At 65.0% G+C, this 17,058-nt stretch carries 16 protein-coding genes; 9 read left to right on the top strand and 7 right to left on the bottom strand.

All coding sequences use genetic code 11. The features are described from left to right. From AXW67_RS25335 to AXW67_RS25325, 3 genes are all read right to left on the bottom strand, one after another. A complete protein-coding gene (locus tag AXW67_RS25335; RefSeq protein ID WP_063680064.1) occupies positions 1–840 on the bottom strand; it encodes an ABC transporter permease in 840 nt (279 codons plus the stop codon). Beyond that, positions 837–1,808 (bottom strand): ABC transporter permease, encoded by a 972-nt coding sequence (locus tag AXW67_RS25330; protein ID WP_063680063.1) that lies wholly within the window; start codon positions 1,806–1,808, stop codon positions 837–839. Before AXW67_RS25330 ends, AXW67_RS25335 begins: the two co-directional genes overlap by 4 nt. A 234-nt stretch (positions 1,809–2,042) precedes the next feature. Then, entirely contained in the window at positions 2,043–3,593 is a 1,551-nt protein-coding gene (locus tag AXW67_RS25325; protein ID WP_063680062.1) for an ABC transporter substrate-binding protein, read from the bottom strand. A 198-nt stretch (positions 3,594–3,791) separates the two neighbouring features. Between AXW67_RS25325 and AXW67_RS25320 the strand changes: the two genes are divergently transcribed. The 4 genes from AXW67_RS25320 to irr all read left to right on the top strand — a co-directional run bounded on the left by AXW67_RS25320 (position 3,792) and on the right by irr (position 6,644). Next, positions 3,792–4,427 (top strand): TetR/AcrR family transcriptional regulator, encoded by a 636-nt coding sequence (locus tag AXW67_RS25320; RefSeq protein ID WP_027549651.1) that lies wholly within the window; start codon positions 3,792–3,794, stop codon positions 4,425–4,427. A 245-nt stretch (positions 4,428–4,672) separates the two neighbouring features. Continuing rightward, a complete protein-coding gene (locus AXW67_RS25315; protein ID WP_063680061.1) occupies positions 4,673–5,335 on the top strand; it encodes a DUF3313 domain-containing protein in 663 nt (220 codons plus the stop codon). Between the two features lie 31 nt (positions 5,336–5,366). After that, a complete protein-coding gene (locus AXW67_RS25310) occupies positions 5,367–5,936 on the top strand; it encodes a DUF2147 domain-containing protein (protein WP_063680060.1) in 570 nt (189 codons plus the stop codon). 216 nt (positions 5,937–6,152) lie between these two features. Continuing rightward, positions 6,153–6,644, top strand: coding sequence for a Fur family transcriptional regulator Irr (irr, locus tag AXW67_RS25305; protein WP_063680059.1), 492 nt, complete (start codon positions 6,153–6,155; stop codon positions 6,642–6,644). A 16-nt stretch (positions 6,645–6,660) separates the two neighbouring features. Here irr and AXW67_RS25300 read toward each other — a convergent pair whose 3' ends face one another. After that, positions 6,661–8,211: a winged helix-turn-helix domain-containing tetratricopeptide repeat protein gene (locus AXW67_RS25300; protein ID WP_063680058.1), complete on the bottom strand. Its 1,551-nt coding sequence runs from the start codon at positions 8,209–8,211 to the stop codon at positions 6,661–6,663. 133 nt (positions 8,212–8,344) lie between these two features. On the opposite strand from AXW67_RS25300, the gene mddA reads away from it, so the two are divergent. Both mddA and AXW67_RS25290 read left to right on the top strand, forming a co-directional pair. Further along, positions 8,345–9,133 carry a methanethiol S-methyltransferase gene (mddA, locus tag AXW67_RS25295; RefSeq protein WP_063680057.1) on the top strand — a complete coding sequence of 263 codons (789 nt, stop codon included), beginning with the start codon at positions 8,345–8,347 and terminating at the stop codon, positions 9,131–9,133. Positions 9,134–9,400: 267 nt separating this feature from the next. Continuing rightward, positions 9,401–9,823, top strand: a complete 423-nt coding sequence (locus tag AXW67_RS25290) for a GFA family protein (protein ID WP_063680056.1) — start codon at positions 9,401–9,403, stop codon at positions 9,821–9,823. A gap of 186 nt (positions 9,824–10,009) precedes the next feature. Here the strand turns inward: AXW67_RS25290 and AXW67_RS25285 are convergent, their stop codons facing one another. Then, positions 10,010–11,569, bottom strand: a complete 1,560-nt coding sequence (locus AXW67_RS25285; RefSeq protein ID WP_063680055.1) for a winged helix-turn-helix domain-containing protein — start codon at positions 11,567–11,569, stop codon at positions 10,010–10,012. A gap of 599 nt (positions 11,570–12,168) precedes the next feature. Between AXW67_RS25285 and pcaB the strand changes: the two genes are divergently transcribed. Both pcaB and AXW67_RS25275 read left to right on the top strand, forming a co-directional pair. Then, positions 12,169–13,530 (top strand): 3-carboxy-cis,cis-muconate cycloisomerase, encoded by a 1,362-nt coding sequence (gene pcaB, locus AXW67_RS25280; protein WP_063680054.1) that lies wholly within the window; start codon positions 12,169–12,171, stop codon positions 13,528–13,530. A gap of 111 nt (positions 13,531–13,641) precedes the next feature. After that, positions 13,642–14,898, top strand: a complete 1,257-nt coding sequence (locus AXW67_RS25275) for an aminopeptidase (RefSeq protein ID WP_063680053.1) — start codon at positions 13,642–13,644, stop codon at positions 14,896–14,898. A gap of 115 nt (positions 14,899–15,013) precedes the next feature. Here AXW67_RS25275 and AXW67_RS25270 read toward each other — a convergent pair whose 3' ends face one another. Beyond that, on the bottom strand, positions 15,014–15,568 hold the full coding sequence (locus AXW67_RS25270) for a hypothetical protein (RefSeq protein WP_063680052.1): 555 nt from the start codon (positions 15,566–15,568) through the stop codon (positions 15,014–15,016). Positions 15,569–15,805: 237 nt separating this feature from the next. Here AXW67_RS25270 and AXW67_RS25265 point away from each other — a divergent pair, with 237 nt between their 5' ends. Further along, complete coding sequence (locus tag AXW67_RS25265) at positions 15,806–16,261, top strand: cupin domain-containing protein (protein ID WP_027549639.1); 456 nt, start codon at positions 15,806–15,808, stop codon at positions 16,259–16,261. Between the two features lie 247 nt (positions 16,262–16,508). Here AXW67_RS25265 and AXW67_RS25260 read toward each other — a convergent pair whose 3' ends face one another. Continuing rightward, positions 16,509–17,030 carry a hypothetical protein gene (locus AXW67_RS25260; RefSeq protein ID WP_063680051.1) on the bottom strand — a complete coding sequence of 174 codons (522 nt, stop codon included), beginning with the start codon at positions 17,028–17,030 and terminating at the stop codon, positions 16,509–16,511. Positions 17,031–17,058: the final 28 nt, after the last annotated feature.

The following is a 17,058-nucleotide window of genomic DNA, read 5'->3' as shown; positions in this document are numbered from 1 at the left end:
TCAGCGTCCCTCCCGCGACAGGCGCGGATTGAGCGCGTCGTTGAGGCCTTCGCCGATCAGGTTGAGGCCGAGCACCGAGATCAGGATGGCGACGCCGGGGAACACGGTGATCCACCAGGCCTGGCGGATCACGGTGCGGCCCGCGCCGACCATGTAGCCCCAGGAGATCAGATTGGGATCGCCGAGGCCGAGGAAGGACAACGAGGATTCCAGCAGGATCGCGGTCGCCACCATCAGCGAGGCCAGCACGATCACCGGCGACAGCGCATTGGGCAGGATCTCGCGCAGGATGATCCAGGTGTTGCTCTGGCCTGTGACCACGGCGGCCTGGACATATTCGCGTGTGCGCAGCGACAGCACCTCGCCGCGCACGAGGCGCGCCACCGGCGGCCAGCTCACCACCGCGATCGAGGCCACGATCGAATAGATCGAGGGCTGCAGGATCGCGACCAGCACGATTGCGAGCGCGAAGCTCGGAATGGTCTGGAAGAATTCGGTGAAGCGCATCAGGGCGTCGTCGACCTTGCCGCCGAAATAGCCGGCCATGGCGCCGATCGGCACGCCGAGGACCAGCGCGACGAACGTGGAAACCAGACCGACCAGCAGAGAGACGCGTGCGCCAAAGATCATGCCGGCGAACACGTCGCGGCCGAGCGCGTCGGTGCCGAGCGGCACGGCCGAGAGCGTGAAGGGTGGCAGGAACGGCCGCTGCACCATGCGCCAGGGCGAATTCGGGAACAGCATCGGCCCGAACACGGCGATCGAGATCGCGAGCAGAAGGATAATGAGCCCGATGACGCCGCTCGGGCTGCGCAGCATCGATGTCCAGAACTGTTTCATGAGGCGAATTCGATGCGCGGGTCGACCAGTCGATAGACCAGGTCAGTGATGAGATTGAAGATCAGCACCATGGCGGAGCAGATCACGAAGACGCCGAGCAGCAGGTTGTAGTCGCGCTGGAGGAGCGCGTCGTACATCAGCCGCCCGATGCCGGGCCAGGCGAACACGGTCTCGGTGATGACGGCGCCGCCGATCAGCGTGCCGGAATGCACGCCGGCGAGCGTCACGACGGGAAGCAGCGCGTTGCGCAGCACGTGGCGGCGCTGGATCACGGCGTCGGAGAGGCCCTTGGCGCGCGCGGTCTTGACGAAGTCGAGCCGCTTCACTTCCAACATCGAGGCCCGCGTCATGCGGGTGTAGGTCGCCATGAAGAACAGGCCGAGCGTCATCGCCGGCATGATCAGGTGCTTTGCGACGTCGATCACACGGGCAAAGCCGGTGTAGTTGCCGCCGACCGTCTCGTAGCCGAAGCTCGGCAGCCAATCGACCGTGACGGAGAACAGCAGGATGCCCATCAGCGCCACCCAGAACAGCGGCATGGCGTAGAAGATCAGCGCGAAGATCGTGACGGCGGTATCGAGCCAGGTGCCGGCGAAGCGCGCGGCGCAAGTGCCGAACAGGATGCCGAGCGTGAGCGAGATCGCGAACGCCGTCAGGGTCAGCAGCAGCGTCGCCGGCAGCCGCTCGAGGATCAGCTTCGACACCGGCGCCTGCTGGCGGAAGGAGAAGCCAAGGTCGAGGGTGACGATGCCCTTGACGTAGATGAAGAGCTGCTCGGGCAGCGGCTTGTCGAGGCCGAATTTCTCCCTGAGCTGCTTGACGAAGACCTGGTCGCTGGCCCCAGCCTCGCCCGCCATCACGACCGCGGGGTCACCGGGCGCAAGCCGGATCAGGACGAAATTGAGGACGACGATCGCAAGCAGGACGATCACGCCCTTGAGGACACGCTGAGCGATGAAGGAGAGCATCTTAGAGAATCTTATGGGGTGACGTGACCTTTAGCCATTGATGCGGTGCGCTCCCTCGCCCCGCTCTTGCGGGGAGAGGGTTGGGGAGAGGGGCCTCTCTCCACGCATGAGAATGCTGATGGACCTGTACCCCCTCACCCGCCGCGCTCTCCGAGCGCGTCGACCTCTCCCCGCATCCGCCTTCGCTTAAGCTTCGGGGGACAAGAGCGGGGAGAGGTGAAGTCGAGTGCGCCCTCACTTGTCGAGCCATGCGTCCTTGAAGCCGTCATTGACGCCGATGGCGGTGGTGATCAGGTTCTTGACCTTGCAGTGCGTGATGGTCGGGAATTGCAGCTCGAGCATCCAGGCCACCGGCACGTCCTCGACCAGGATCTTCTGCGCCTTCTCGTAAATCTCCTTGCGCTTGGCGTCGGGCGTCGCGACCGCGCCGTCGGCGAAGAGCTTGTCGATCTCCGGATTGGAGTACCCTTCGACATTGTTGAACACCTGGCCCTTGGCAATCGCGCTGGAGACGTAGTTGCGCCCCACCCCGAGCGCGGGATCGCCGTACTGGTAGAGATAGGTGAAGGCGATGTCGTAATCCCAGTCGCCGATCTTCTGGTTGCCGCCGGCAACATCGGTTGCGATCGTCTCGATGTTCATGCCGACGTCCTGGAGATTCTGCTTCACGGCCTCACCCCAGCGCTGCCAGGTCTCGCCGTAGGCGAGGGGGAGCAGGCGGATCTTCTCGCCCTTGTAGCCGGCCTCCTTCAGCAGCGCCTTGGCCTTCGCCGGGTCATATGGATATTTCGGCACGTCGTCGGTGTAGAACCTGATGGTCGAGGCCGACGGCCCAGTGGCAACCTTGCCCAGCCCGTTCCAGATCACGTCCTTCGCAAAGTCACGATCGATCGCATACAGGATCGCCTGCCGCACCCGCTTGTCGGCGAGCGGACCCTGGCGGTTGTTGAGCCACAGCCAGGCCAGCGGCGAGAAGAACTCCCAGCCGGCGCCGGTGACGCAGGTGTCCTTCAGCTTGGACAGCCGCGGCACGTCGAAATTCTCGACCGAGCCACCGGGCAGCACGTCGACCTTGCCGGTCTCGAACGCCACCGAGCGCGCGGCGGCGTCCGGGATGATCTGCCAGTAGATCTCGTCGAGATGGGGCTTGCCCTTCTCGTAGTAGTTCGGATTCCTGACCAGGCGAATGAACGAGCCCTTCTGCCACTCCTTGAACATGAAGGGGCCGGTGCCGACCGGCGCGTTGTTGTAGGGATTGGTCTTCCAGTCGGTGCCTTCATAGAGATGTTTTGGCACCATCGGCATCGAGCCGACCTCGAAGATGCCGAGGAACGGACCGAACGGCTGCTTCAGCGTGAACACCACCGTGGTGTCGTCGGGCGCCTCGACCTTGTCGACCTGCCCGAGATTGTTGCGGGCGCGGGCATGCGTCTGTTTCAGCATCTCGACCGAGAACAGCACGTCGGCGGAGGTGAAGGGCTTTCCGTCATGCCAGGTCACGCCCTTCCTGAGCCTGAAGGTGTAGGTCTTGGCGTCCTCGCTGACGCTCCAGCTTTCGGCGAGCTCCGGCTGCGGCTCGAGCTTGGGGCCGTAGCGGAGCAGGCCTTCGAAGATATTGCCCGACACCATCTGGGTCGGGCCGTTCTGGATCATCGCAAGCATCAGGCCGGGCGGCTCGGGCTGGATCACCGCATTGATCACGCCTCCCGTCTTCGGCTCTTGCGCCAGCGCCGAGGCCGTCAGGCCGCAAGCCAGGAGGAGACCAAGCAACACTCGTTTCGGCATGTCGTATCTTTCTCAAGCGAGACCAGCCGTAGACGCGCAAAGCTACGGCCGGCCCATCCCAGTCCCCATCCGATATCGAGGCTCACATGGTCCCGTTCGGCGCCGCAAGATGAAAGTCGCGACAGCGATCGCACAAAAAATGTACAGCGCGTCCTGTTTTCACTTGATTCATTCGCTTGTCACGGAGACAAGTCGGCCATGGACAATGCGACGCGCTCCGAACGATCCCGCAATGCTGCGCTCGAAGCGGCGATCGCGATCATCGCGCGCGACGGGCCCGGCCGGCTGACGCTCGATGCCATCGCGCGCGAGAGTGGCCTCAGCAAGGGCGGCGTAATGCATCAGTTCCGCACCAAGGAAGCGGTGCTGAAGGCACTGCTGGAGCGGCAGATGGCGTATTTCGAGGAGTTCTCGACCGGCTACATGGCGAAGGTGAGTGAGACCTCCGCGAATCCCAATTTGGCGACTCAGCTCGCGACCGTGCGCGAAGCGGCAACCTCGCCGAATTCCGCCGCGCTGGCACTGGTTGCCGCCATGGTCGAGAATCCCCGCCTGATGGCGCTGCCGCGCGAGCGCGAGATGGAGAGGATGGCGGCGATCAGGGAAGAGGCCGCCGACCCGGATCTCGCGATGCTGCGCTGGGCCGGAGCGATGGGACTGCTGCTGAGTTCGTTGTTCGGTATGTCGCCGCTCAGCAAGGACGAGCATCAGCGCCTTTTCGCGCGCCTGCTCGACGACAGCCAGTGGGGCGCGCTGGAAAAGCCCGCGAAATCACGCACCGCCAAGGCCGGCGCCCCGGCGCTGAAGCGCGCGACGGCGCGCAAGCGCGCCTGATTCGTCGTTAACGATCGTCCACCGGTCACTGCCCAAATCCGCGCCTGCGGCCAAATGCGCCAGGCCTTTATTACAAACCAACTGGTCGGTTTTATAGACAGGGGCACTGAGGCGGCCCAAGGCATCCGAGATGGCCCCGGACGATGCCTTCGGGCCGGCGATGGTGAGCCCCGCAGCCGCGTCTGGTCCCGTACGCGGCTGCGGTCGCCATCGCCTGACCCGAAAAGCCGCAAGAGGAGTCTAGAATGGATCGCTCGATCGCCCTGCGCGGTCTGGGAATGCTGCTGCTGTGCGCCGTCGTGGTCGGCTGCGCTTCGGTCGCGCCCGTGCCCTATTCGGAGATGGCATCATCGGCCTACATGGCGCCGGACAAGTCGGACGCCTCCGGCCGCGTGCCCTACCGCTATTCCACCGCGGCCGACTGGCGCGCTTACAACAAGGTCATCCTCGAACCCGTCGTGATCTACCGCGGCAGGGATCATCAGTTCGGCGACATGTCCGACAAGGACAAGGCGACACTCGCCGCCTACATGCAGACCCGCTTCGCCGACCGGCTGCGCGGCCGCTTCGCGCTCGTGCGCGAGCGCGGCCCGGGCACGCTGCGGATCAGGCTGACGCTCACCGGTGCCGTCGCCAATACGCCGGTGCTCGGCACGCTCTCCCGCTTCGATCTCGCCGGCGCCGTCTATAACGGCGTGCAGGCCGCGCGCGACGGCGAGGGGATGATGACCGGCTCGGTCGTCTACGGTGTCGAGATCTTCGACGCGACGACCTCGCGCCTGCTCAGCGCCTACGTCACCAAGCAATATCCGGCCGCCTACGACATCAAGGCCAGCGTCGGCTCGCTCGCGGCCGCCACCGCCGGCGTCGACAAGGGCGCCGATGCGCTGCTCGCGCAGTTGAACTGACGCGCAATCCCTCCAACGAAAGGTGTCGCAGATGAACTTCCTCCTTCGCTTCGCCCTGCGCGTCGCGATCACCATCATCATGATGAGCTTTGGCGGCCGCGCGGGAGCGGCGACGCTTGCCGATCCCACGGGCACATGGCTCGTCGAAGACGGTCGCGCACGCGTCAGGCTCGAACGCTGCGGCGCATCGCGCGATCGCATCTGTGGCTTCATCGTCTGGATGAAGGAACCGGTCGACAAGCGCGGCCAGCCTTATCGTGACAGCGAAAATCCAGATACCGAAAAGCGCGCCCGCGCGCTGCTCGGTCACCAGCTCATCATGGGACTGCAGCAGACGCCCGAGGGTCGGTTTGCCGGCGACATCTACAACGCCGAGGACGGCAAGCTCTATTCGGTCTCGCTGTGGCGCGACGCCACCGACCGCCTCAAGCTCAAGGGCTGCCTGATCAGGCTGTTGTGCCAGACCCAGACCTGGCGGCAGACCCTCGACGTGCTGCCCGGCCAGCTCGTCGGCCTGACCGGCGATCTCAACGGCCCCCGCGCAGACAAGGAATGGGCGGCCATGCCGGCCCCGAAGCCGACCCAGGCCAAAGCGAAGTAGAGGCGAAGTAGCCGCCATCTTCAGGCGCCTTCAGCGCCTGACGTGAACATCATCGATGTCTGTGCATTCCGGCCGGGAATAAACGTGCCCGATTCGCGATAGGTCAGAAGCGGGTCCGGATTTGATCGGGATCAAAGCCAACCCGCCGCTTTTGCGATCCACTGGCAACTGGCGGACGAGGAGCTGCGCGTCCGGTCCCCGGCCCTGAGACGATCGATGGACAATCACGCGACAACTACGCCTGCGGGCGATGCCAGCGACGTCGAGATTGAGGCGTCCGGCCTGCACCTGCCCGCGGATGACGGCATGACGCGCTGCGCGCAATTGCTGTGCGATGCGGGCCTGCGTCTGACGCGCCAGCGTCTGCTGCTCGGGCGTCTGCTGTTTCTCGGCGGCCATCGTCACGTCACCGCGGAACAGCTTTATGAGGAAGCTGTCGCCTCCGATATGCGACTGTCGCTGGCGACCGTCTACAACACGCTGAATCAGTTCACCGATGCGGGCCTGTTGCGCCGGATCGCGGCCGACGGCATCAAGTCGTTCTTCGACACCAATATCAGCGTACATCCGCATTTCTATCTGGAGGGTGAGGACATGCTGGTGGATGTCCCCGGCGGGCTCACTTTCACGCGAGTGCCGGAGCCGCTTCCCGGCCACGAGATCGCGCGGCTCGACGTCATCGTCCATCTGCGCAGGAAGACCGCGTAGCGGTGTCGGCCGCACCTCACGTCAACCCCGCGCGCCGAAACCCTTCCAGATAGTGCTCGCGGTCGGCCGCGTTCCTCCATGGCAGCTGCGTCGCGATCCAGTCGAGCGAAATGTTGGGCTGGGTGCGGCGGAGCTCGCGCAGCGCCACCTCCGCGAGCGCGACATCGCCGGTCATGCCGGCGGAGACCGCGAGCACGCGATAGGCGCCGGTGAGGTCGCCGCGATGGCGGATCGCCTCGCGCGCAAGCGCGATGGCCTCGTCATAACGCCGCTCGGTGAAGCGCGCATAGCCGGCGATGCCGTGATAGATCGCCAGCGATGGATCGCGCGGTGAGAGCCTGATCGCCTTCTGCGCGGCCTCGAATGAATCGCCGGAACGGCCGGCATAGGACAGCGCCAGCGCGTAATAGCCCTGCGCCAGCGAGAAGTTCGGATTGAGCGTGAGCGCCTGCTCGAACTCGGACAGCGCGTCAGCGAGCCTGCGCGTCGAGAAGAAGACGCTGCCGAGCGCGGTATGCGCCCAGGCATCCTCATGGTCGCAGCGCACCGCGGCGAGCGCGGCGGCTTCCGCGACCGGTGCCGCCTTGGCGAGCTCGGCCCAGCCGAGATGCACGCCGAACATGTGGCTCGCCGCCAGCACCGACAGCGCCTGGCCGTAAGCCGGGTCGATCGCGATCGCGCGTTCGAGCAGCGCCTGCGCCGCGATGTGGTCCTGCCGCGTCACGCGCCAGTAGTGCGACAGCGCCCGCATCACCAGGTCCCAGGCATCGAGGCTGGCCGGCGGCTTGCGATGCGCGCGAAAATTCTCCGCCGCATGGATCTGCGGCTCGATCGCCGCGACAATCGCATTGGTGATCTCGTCCTGCACGGCGAAGACGTCGACGAGCTCGCGGTCGTAGCGCTCGGCCCAGAGATGGCTGCCGGTGGTGGTGTCATTGAGCTGCGCGGTGATCCGCACGCGGTTGTCCGCCTTGCGCACGCTGCCTTCGACGACGTAACGGACGCCGAGCTCCGCGGCGATCTGCCGGATATGGACCGCGCGCCCCTTGTAGGTGAAGGACGAATTGCGGGCGATCACCAGGAACCAGCGCTGCTTGGACAGCGCGGTGAGGATGTCCTCGCTGATGCCGTCGCCGAAATATTCCTGCTCGGGGTCGCCGCTCATGTTCTCGAAGGCGAGCACCGCGATCGCCGGGCGGCCGGGCGCCGGCCGCGCGGATGCGGATCGCGCCTCGGCCGGCGCGGGCGAGGGCGCGGTTTCCTCCACGACGTCGCCGATGAAGCGAAAGCCCTTGCGCGGAACCGTCTTGATCAGCCGTTGCGCCGCGCCATCGTCACCAAGCGCCTTCCGCGCGGCGTTGATGCGGCTGTTCAGGGCGGAATCCGAGACGACGCGGTCGTCCCAGACATGCCGGATCAGGTCATCCTTGCTGACCACGCGCGCGCGCTCAGTGACGAGATAGAGCAGCAGATCGAACACCTGCGGCTGCAGCGGCACGGCGGCGCCGTCGCAGGTCAACTCGCGACGGTCAGCATCGAGGACATTGTTTTCGAGGCGAAATCGCACGGCTCTGTCGTCTCAAGCAAAAATCAAAGTCGTCTCAGGCTAAAATCAATCGTCCGCAAAAGCTTAGACCCGTCCAATGCGGCATGGTGCAGCGACCAAATAGTGCCGGCAACCCGGCACAACGGAGCTGTCTATGACCCAAATTGATCACCAGGTGCATTCTATCGGCCCGGAGATTGCGGGCCCGCGGATATTCAAATTCTTCGCCTTTCTGTACGGAATTGCGGCCTATCTCGTGTTTTTCGTGACCATTCTCTATGCCATCGGCTTCGTCATGGGGCTGGTGGTGCCCAAGAGCATCGACACCGGAACCGACGCGTCCGCGGCAGAGGCCGTCATCATCAATCTCCTCCTGATGGCGCTATTCGCCGTTCAACACAGCGTGATGGCGCGCCAGCGCTTCAAGGCGTGGTGGACGCAGGTGATCCCGAAGGCCGTCGAGCGCAGCACCTATGTGCTGCTGGCGAGCCTGTCGTTGCTCCTTCTGTTCTGGCAGTGGCGTCCGCTGCCCGCGATCGTATGGGATGTCCAGGATCCCGATCTCGCCGTGACGCTGGTCACGGTCTCGTTCGCAGGCTGGGTGCTAGTGTTCACGTCGACTTTCGTGATCAATCATTTCGAGCTGTTCGGGCTGCACCAGGTGACCAATCATCTGCTCGACAAGGAAGCGCCGCCGCCGCGCTTCCGGACCCCGCTGTTCTACAAATTCGTCCGCCATCCGATCTACCTCGGCTTCATCATCGCGTTCTGGGCGGCGCCGACCATGACCGTGGGCCATCTGCTGTTCGCGGCCGTGACCACGCTCTACATCCTCGTCGGCATCGCGCTGGAGGAGCGCGACCTCGTCGCCCTCTTCGGCGACGAGTACCGGCAGTACAAACAACGCGTGTCGATGCTTATTCCCTGGCGCAGATCGGCGTAAGCTTGAGATGCGGGCGGCGCCACTTCGCCTCTCCCCGCCTGCGGGGAGAGGCCGACGCGCGCCGAGCGATGCGAAGCATCGTCCGGAGCGCGGCGGGTGAGGGGGAGCCACCGCGAGTTCCTCTGCCCCCGTCACTGCGGAAGCAGGCCCTCGCCCCGACGCTCTCAGCGCGAGCGAAGCTCGTCGCGGCCCCGTAAGGACGGGGAGAGGGCTAGAAGCAGATTGCTCGCCTCACGAATTTCAGTTTCACCCAAGGAGAAGATAAAGATGAAACATGTCGGAAATTGCTTCTGCGGCGCTGTTACGGTCGAGGTCACGGGCGCGCCGGAGGCGATGGGCTATTGCCATTGCCGCTCCTGCCGCTCGTGGTCGGGTGGGCCGGTCAACGCCTTCAGCCTGTGGAAGCCGGAAGCCGTGCGCATCACGGCCGGCGCCGAGAACGTCGAGACCTACGCCAAGACGCCGCTCAGCCAGCGCAAATGGTGCAGGAAGTGCGGCGGTCATCTCATGGCCAACCATCCGCCGCTCGACATGATCGACGTGTTCGCCGCCACCATTCCCACGCTCGCCTTCGCGCCCGGCGTCCACGTCAATTATGCCGAGGCCGTGCTCCCGATGCGCGACGGCCTGCCCAAGCTGAAGGATTTTCCCGCCGAGTTCGGCGGCAGCGGCGAGACGATGCAGGAGTAGGGGCGCTCTCACCCTCCCCTGGAGGGGGAGGGTCGACCGCGCGAAGCGCGGGCGGGGTGGGGTGATCTCTCCACGTCGGCAGTGTTCGATGCGGGGGGACCGTCACCCCGCCCCGTTACGCATTCCGCTTCGCTTCATGCGCAACGACCCTCCCCCTCCAGGGGAGGGTGAACCAAGCACCAACACCTACCTCAATCCCGCGCGCCGGAATCCCTCGAGATAGTGCTTGCGGTCCTTCTCCTGCTGCATCGGGAGCTCGTTCATGATCCAGCCGAGCGAGATGTTCGGCTGGGCGCGGCGCAAGCCCTGCAGCGCGGAGGCGGCGAGCTCGCGATTGCCGAGCATGCCGGCCGAGGCCGTGAGCACGCGATGCGCGCCGACGAAATCGCTGCGCTGCCTGAGCGACTCGCGCGCCATTTGAATGGCCTCGTCATAGTTGCGGCCGATGAACTGGGCGTAGGCGGCAACACCGCAATAGATCGCCGCGAACGGGTCGCGCGGGCTCAGCCGCAGTGCGCGGCGGGCTGCGGCATCGCCGTCCTGCCAGCGGCCGGCGTAGCACAGCGTGACGCCGTAGAACGCGTGCGACATCGCGAAATTCGGGTTGAGCCGCAGCGCCAGCTCGAATTCGGCCAGCGCGTCGTCGAAGCGGCGGCGGAACAGGTAGGTGTAGGCGAGGCCGTGATGGGCCCAGGGATCGTCGCGGTCGGCCGCGACCGCCGCCAGCGCGGCGCGTTCGGCGATCGGGATGGTCGCGTCCATGTCGGCCCAGCCCATATGCGCGCCGAACATGTGGCTGGTCGCGAGCAGGCCGAGCGCCTTGCCATAGGCGGGGTCGATCGCGATCGCGTCCGCGAGCAGCGTCTGCGCAACCGCATTGTCCTCGCGCGTGATGCGCCAATAGTGCGACAGCGCACGCATCAAGAGGTCCCAGGCATCCAGGCTGCCCGGCGGCTTCTGCTGTGCGCGAAAGCTTTCGGCGGCGTAGAGCTGAGGCTCGATCGCCGAAACGATCGCCTCGGTGATCTCGTCCTGGACGGCGAAGACGTCGGCAAGGCCGCGGTCGTAGCGCTCGGCCCAGAGATGGCTCCCGGTCGAGACGTCGTTGAGCTGCGCCGAGATCCGCAAGCGCTCGCCGCTCCGGCGCACGCTGCCTTCGACCACGTAGCGTACGCCGAGCTCGCGTGCGATCTCGTGGATGTGCACGGCGCGGCCCTTGTAGACGAAGGACGAGTTGCGCGCGACGACGAAGAACCAGCGTAGCTTCGACAGCGCGGTGATAATGTCCTCGCTGATCCCGTCGGAGAAATAGTCCTGTTCGCGATCCCCGCTCATGTTGGTGAAGGGCAGCACGGCTATCGCGGGCCGGTCGGGCAGCGCCGGCGCGGCCTGCGCTTGTCCGGGTTCCCGGCCGGGTTCCAAGGTCATCGTGCCCGCCTTCATCGCGACGTCGCCGACGAAGCGAAAGCCCTTGCGCGCGACGGTGCGGATCAGCGCCTGACTCGCGCCGTCATCGCCGATCGCCTTGCGGGCCGCGTTGATCCGGCTGGTCAGGGTGGATTCCGAGACGATGCGCCCATGCCAGATCTTGTCGATCAGCTCGTCCTTGCTGACGACCCGGTCACGATTTTCCATGAGGTGGACGACGAGGTCGAAAACCTGCGGCTCCACGGAAACAGGAACCTGCTCGCGGCTCAGCTCACGCCGGTCGGTATCGAGAAGGTGGTCCCTGAACACAAACTGCACGTCGAAATCTCTGGCCTCACGACAAAGTCACGCAAATGAAATGTCAAAATGGATTCCGGCTTGAAGTCTGTGAGTCCATTGGAGGGCATGCCTGGTTCATCCTATTGAGGGATGCCTGCCATGCCATTTGCGGATAGGAATTCAACCTCGAAGAGAATGTGGCGGTTCTGCGCGAATTGTCGGGAGACGCCGCGTCAATCACGCGAACGTCAGATCGCGGTGATGTGGTCGCGCACTGCATGCGATCTGCGCGGCGATGAACTCGTAGATGTGCGGATATCGCTTCGCTCATGCGGGCTGCGGGCCACAAGTCTGGGCGCGCAATCACCTGGACATTGCCGCGAACATCAATCCATCACCGTCACCCGCGCGCAATGGCGAAGCCATCGTCGCTGGAGGCGCCGGACCGAAGCGGAGGCCTCGAAGGGCGACGGCCCGGCTCTCGGCCGTTCATCCTTCGCGAGCCCTCGGGATGACGGGGCCAGGCTGTTTCCAGGACGACATCGAACACGGGGCGAACGGCGAATGTCCATTGCCGAACAGCGCGGCCTGCGTAAGCTGTCCCGGACAAAGCACACCAACCGCGAAGAAAACGCCCCATGCCCGCCTTTCCGACCTCCACGACCGTGCTCGATTCCATCCTGTTCCGCGACGCCTTCGGCACGCCGGCCATGCGCGAGGTGTTTTCGGATCTGGCGCTGGTCTCGCGCTATGCCGAGGTCGAGGTGGCGCTGGCGAAGGCGGAAGCCAGATGCGGCGTGATTCCGCAAGATGCGGCCGAGGCGATCGCGGCGCGGACCGATGTTGCCGCGCTCGATTTCGATCTCCTGCGCCAGGAAACCGACATCGTCGGCTATCCGATCCTGCCGCTGGTGCATCAGATGGTGAAACAATGCGGCGATGCCGGCCGCTATGTGCATTGGGGCGCGACCACTCAGGACATCATGGACACCGCCGTGGTGCTGCAATTGCGCGCGGCGCTCGAGATCATCGAACGCGACATCACCGAACTCCGCGGCATCCTCGCGAATCTGTCGAAGCGCTACCGCGACACGCCGATGGCCGGCCGCACCCATCTGCAGCAGGCGCTGCCGGTGACGTTCGGCTACAAGACCGCGATCTGGCTTGCGATGTTCGACCGCCACGCCGAGCGGCTCGCGCAACTGAAGCCGCGCGTCCTGGTCGGCCAGTTCGCCGGCGCCGCCGGCACGCTGGCCTCGCTCGGCGACAAGGGGTTCGAGGTGCAGGAGGCGCTTTGCGCCGAGCTGAAGCTCGGCGTTCCGGCCTCGACCTGGCACGTCGCCCGCGACGGTTTTGCGGAGGCCGTGAACTTCCTCGCGCTCGTCACCGGCTCGCTCGGCAAGATCGCGCTCGACATCATGATCATGGCCTCGACCGAGTTCGCGGAGGTCTACGAGCCCTTCGTCAAGGGGCGCGGCGCGTCCTCGACCATGCCGCAGAAGCGCAACCCGATCTCCTCCGAACTGATGCTCGCCGCCTCCAAGGCGGTGCGCCAGCATGCCGGCCTGATGCTGGATGCGATGGTGCAGGATTTCGAGCGCGCCACCGGTCCGTGGCATGCCGAGTGGATGGCGATCCCGGACAGCTTCGTGCTGACCGCCGGTGCGCTGCATCAGGCGAAGTTCGCGCTCGCGGGCCTGATCGTGGACGAAAAGAAGATGGATGACAATCTTGCCATCAGCCGCGGCCTGATCGTGGCGGAGGCGGTGATGATGGGACTGGCGCCGCAGATCGGCCGGCAGGAGGCACATGACGTCGTCTACGACGCCTGCCGGCTTGCCAACGACAAGGGCCTGAGCCTCGCGGACGCGCTCTCGGCCGACCCGCGCGTTTCGAGCAGAATCGATCGTGCCACCATCGAGGCGCTCATTTCACCGAAAAATTACCTTGGTCTTGCTCCGGCCATGGTCGATCGGGTGCTGAAATCGTCAATGCGTTGAAAACCAGGATGCGTGAAACTCCGTATCTTCCAGGTGTCGCAAGACGCTCGCGCTATTGCGCCTCGCGATGCTAGACTTAGATGAGACAGAGACTCTGACAGAGGACCACGCATGACCGATCACCGCAATTCCGCCACTCCCATCGATCCCGCAAAACTCGACCGGCTGGCCGAGGTGGCGGTGAAGGTGGGCCTGGGCTTGCGGCCTGGACAGGACCTTCTTTTGACGGCGCCGGCGATCGCGCTGCCCCTGGTGCGGCGGATCGCCGTGCATGCCTACAAGGCGGGCGCGGGCATCGTCACGCCGATCCTGTCGGATGAAGAGATGACGCTGGCGCGCTATCGCAACGGCCACGACAGCAGCTTCGATCGCGCCGCCGGCTGGCTCTATGAGGGCATGGCCAAGGCATTCTCGGACAATACCGCGCGGCTCGCCATCGTCGGCGACAATCCGATGCTGCTCTCGGGCGAGGACCCGACGAAAGTCGCACGCGCCAGCAAGGCCAACTCCATGGCCTATCAGCCGGCGCTGGAGAAAATCGTCAATTTCGACACCAACTGGAACATCATTGCCTATCCGAGCCCGTCCTGGGCCAAGCAGGTATTCCCCGGCGATGCCGAGGAGGTCGCGATCGGCAAGCTGGCGGATGCGATCTTCGCGGCGTCCCGCGTCGACCGCGAGGATGCGATCGCGAACTGGGCGAGCCACAATGCGGTGCTGCGCGAGCGCACCAACTGGCTCAACGGCAAGCGTTTCCGCGCGCTGCAATACACCGGGCCGGGCACCGATCTCACCATCGGCCTCGCCGATGGACATGAGTGGGAAGGCGGCGCCTCACTCGCCAAGAACGGCATCAGCTGCAACGCCAACATCCCCACCGAGGAAGTCTTCACCACGCCGCATTGCCGGCGGGTCTATGGTCATGTCGTGAGCTCGAAGCCGCTGTCCTATCAAGGCACGCTGATCGACAACATCGCGGTGCGTTTCGAGGACGGCAAGATCGTCGACGCCAGGGCCTCGCGCGGCGAGGAGGTGCTGAACAAGGTGCTCGACACCGACGAGGGCGCGCGGCGTCTCGGCGAGGTGGCGCTGGTGCCGCATTCCTCGCCGATCTCGCAGAGCGGGCTGTTGTTCTTCAACACGCTGTTCGACGAGAACGCGGCCTCGCACATCGCGCTCGGCCAGTGCTACTCGAAATGCTTCGTCAACGGCGCCAAGCTCACGCCGCAGCAGATCGCGGCGCAGGGCGGCAACCAGAGCCTGATCCACATCGACTGGATGATCGGCTCGGCCGAGACCGACATCGACGGCATCCTCTCCGACGGCAGCAAGGAGCCGGTGTTCCGCAAGGGCGAGTGGGCGAAGTAACGCGCGATGAATTCGTGGGTGCGAGCCAAGGAACGCGTTCCATCTCTCCCCGCTGGGGAGAGGTAAACTCCCGGCGAAGGGCACTGCTTGACTTCTTCACATCGAGCGTATCGCCTCAGGCCGCGGCGTCGCGCAGCATCGGATTGCTGTCGACGCTGAAGCGGTTGAACAGCGTCGTGAACGGGCTGCCATCGGTGGCTCGCACGATGGTGTCGGAAGCCGCGACCGCGTCGTACAGGGCGCCGACCGGATCATCGAGTTCGGAGAGGTCGAGCGCGGCGCGGACCCCGTCGCGCGCGCCATTGATGTCGTCTTCGTCGTCGAGCGTCGCCTCCAGCGCCATCGCCGCGCGCCGCATCTCGACGAGGTCGCCGCCCGCGGAGAATTTGAGGATATCGAGCCAATAGGGGCAGGCGACGACGAGCTGGACGAATGCCTCGAAGGTACCTGCGATGATCCCGGCGCGGCCTCCCGATGAGACGTAGAGCACATTCTGCGAGGGCAGCAGCACGAACGCGCCGCCGGCCCCGTCGCTGCCGATCTGCCGGGGCTTTTCGACGCCGTCGACGGAGAACCACGGCTCGTCGTCCGGCTCGAGCGAGAGATCGAAAGCCCTGAGCCACGCGACGGCTTCGCTGTTGCTGCTCAGGACCTCGGGACTCAGGGGCATCGGCGTCGCTCCGTCTCTATTGTTCCGCGCATTTTGTCGCACCCTGGAAAAGACGGGTTCATATGCGCGAATCTGCAGGCAAATCTGCACGTTAGGCGCTTCGCACATGCAACTTACGGCTGATTGTCGGTGCTCGCGTAAGGAAGAATTAAAAGCCCCCGACTAGCGTCTCGGACATCTTTTGAAACGTCCGGGCCTAACGACCCGGCCACCATAGTGTATCTATTGAGGAAGCCGATGTCGCGCGCGTTGATTGAAACTGGAAGCTGTAATGTGGATCTGGAGCTGCGGCCGATCGAGCCGGCCTGGATCATCGAGGGCAATCCGGTGTCGCGCTCGCACATGCTGTCGATCAGCAGCGACGGCACCGCTTCGACCATCATCTGGTCGTGCACCGAAGGGCGCTTCAACTGGTACTACGATATCGACGAGACGATCATGATCCTGGAAGGATCGATCGTGCTCGAGAGCGAAGGCATGCCGCCGAAGCGCTACGGCGTCGGCGACGTGGTGTTCTTCCGCGAGGGCGCCCACGCCAAATGGCATGTCGAAGGCCACGTCAAGAAGATCGCCTTCTGCCGCAAGACCAACCCGGTGCTGATCGGCTTCATGGTCCGCGTCATCAACAGGCTCAAGAAGATGTTCCTCTCGCCCGGTGAGCGTCGCCCCGCGACTCTCATGGGGGCCAGCTAGTCTCTCCGAGACGCTTCCCAGCGACCGCGACGGAAGAGGGGCCGGGAATTCATCCCGGCCCCTCTTCACGTCAGGGCAATCGCAAATGAAAGGAAGTTTAGCAGGCAGCCTCGTTGCGGTTCATCCTTCGAGACGCCTTCAGTAGACGGGCTCCTCCGGACGAGGTCTTGTTGCGCGATGAAATCCTAGGCTCTCATGGCGACGAGCGCCGCCCTGCGGCGCGTCCCGAACCATGCGGCCGCCTTCGTCAGTCCTTGCGGCGCCGCGCCCGGACGTCGACGAGCAGCCGCCAGCCCGGCGCCGTGGCGGGCTTGGCTTCGCCGAGCCAGTGGAAGGAATCCTCGGTGATCTCGGTGAAGCTCCAGCGCGTCAGGTCACCGGAGTCTGTCGTGCCTTCCTGCACGATATCCGGCCCTCGGGGACGGCCGATCTGCTGGCGGAACACGCTGCGGCCGGGATCGAACCAGGAGATCCGCCAGGCCGTGATCGAGGGATCGTAGACCCGCAGCGTCGTGCCGTACCAGTTGCCGGCGATCGGAAAGGCCGGCGCGCCCGCCGGGCGCGGAATCATCCAGACGTCCTGGACGGCGCGCCCTTCGAGCACCCAGCCGAAATGGATTTCGCCGGGCGCGGTGTGCGTGGTGCCGTCGGGCCCATGGGCGGTGATCTCGGCGACCCAGTCGCCGACGAACTGTCCGTAAAGCTGGAGTGCAGCGGCGTGCTCGGGGTGCGGTCCGTCCGCGTGCAGAAATCGCGCAAAGTCGCTCATGATGATCTCCCGTCAAGGGCAGATCAGC

Source organism: Bradyrhizobium neotropicale, from assembly GCF_001641695.1.
Taxonomy (GTDB): domain Bacteria; phylum Pseudomonadota; class Alphaproteobacteria; order Rhizobiales; family Xanthobacteraceae; genus Bradyrhizobium; species Bradyrhizobium neotropicale.
Note: the sequence above shows the minus strand (reverse complement) of the source record. Positions and strands in the feature narration are given on the sequence as shown.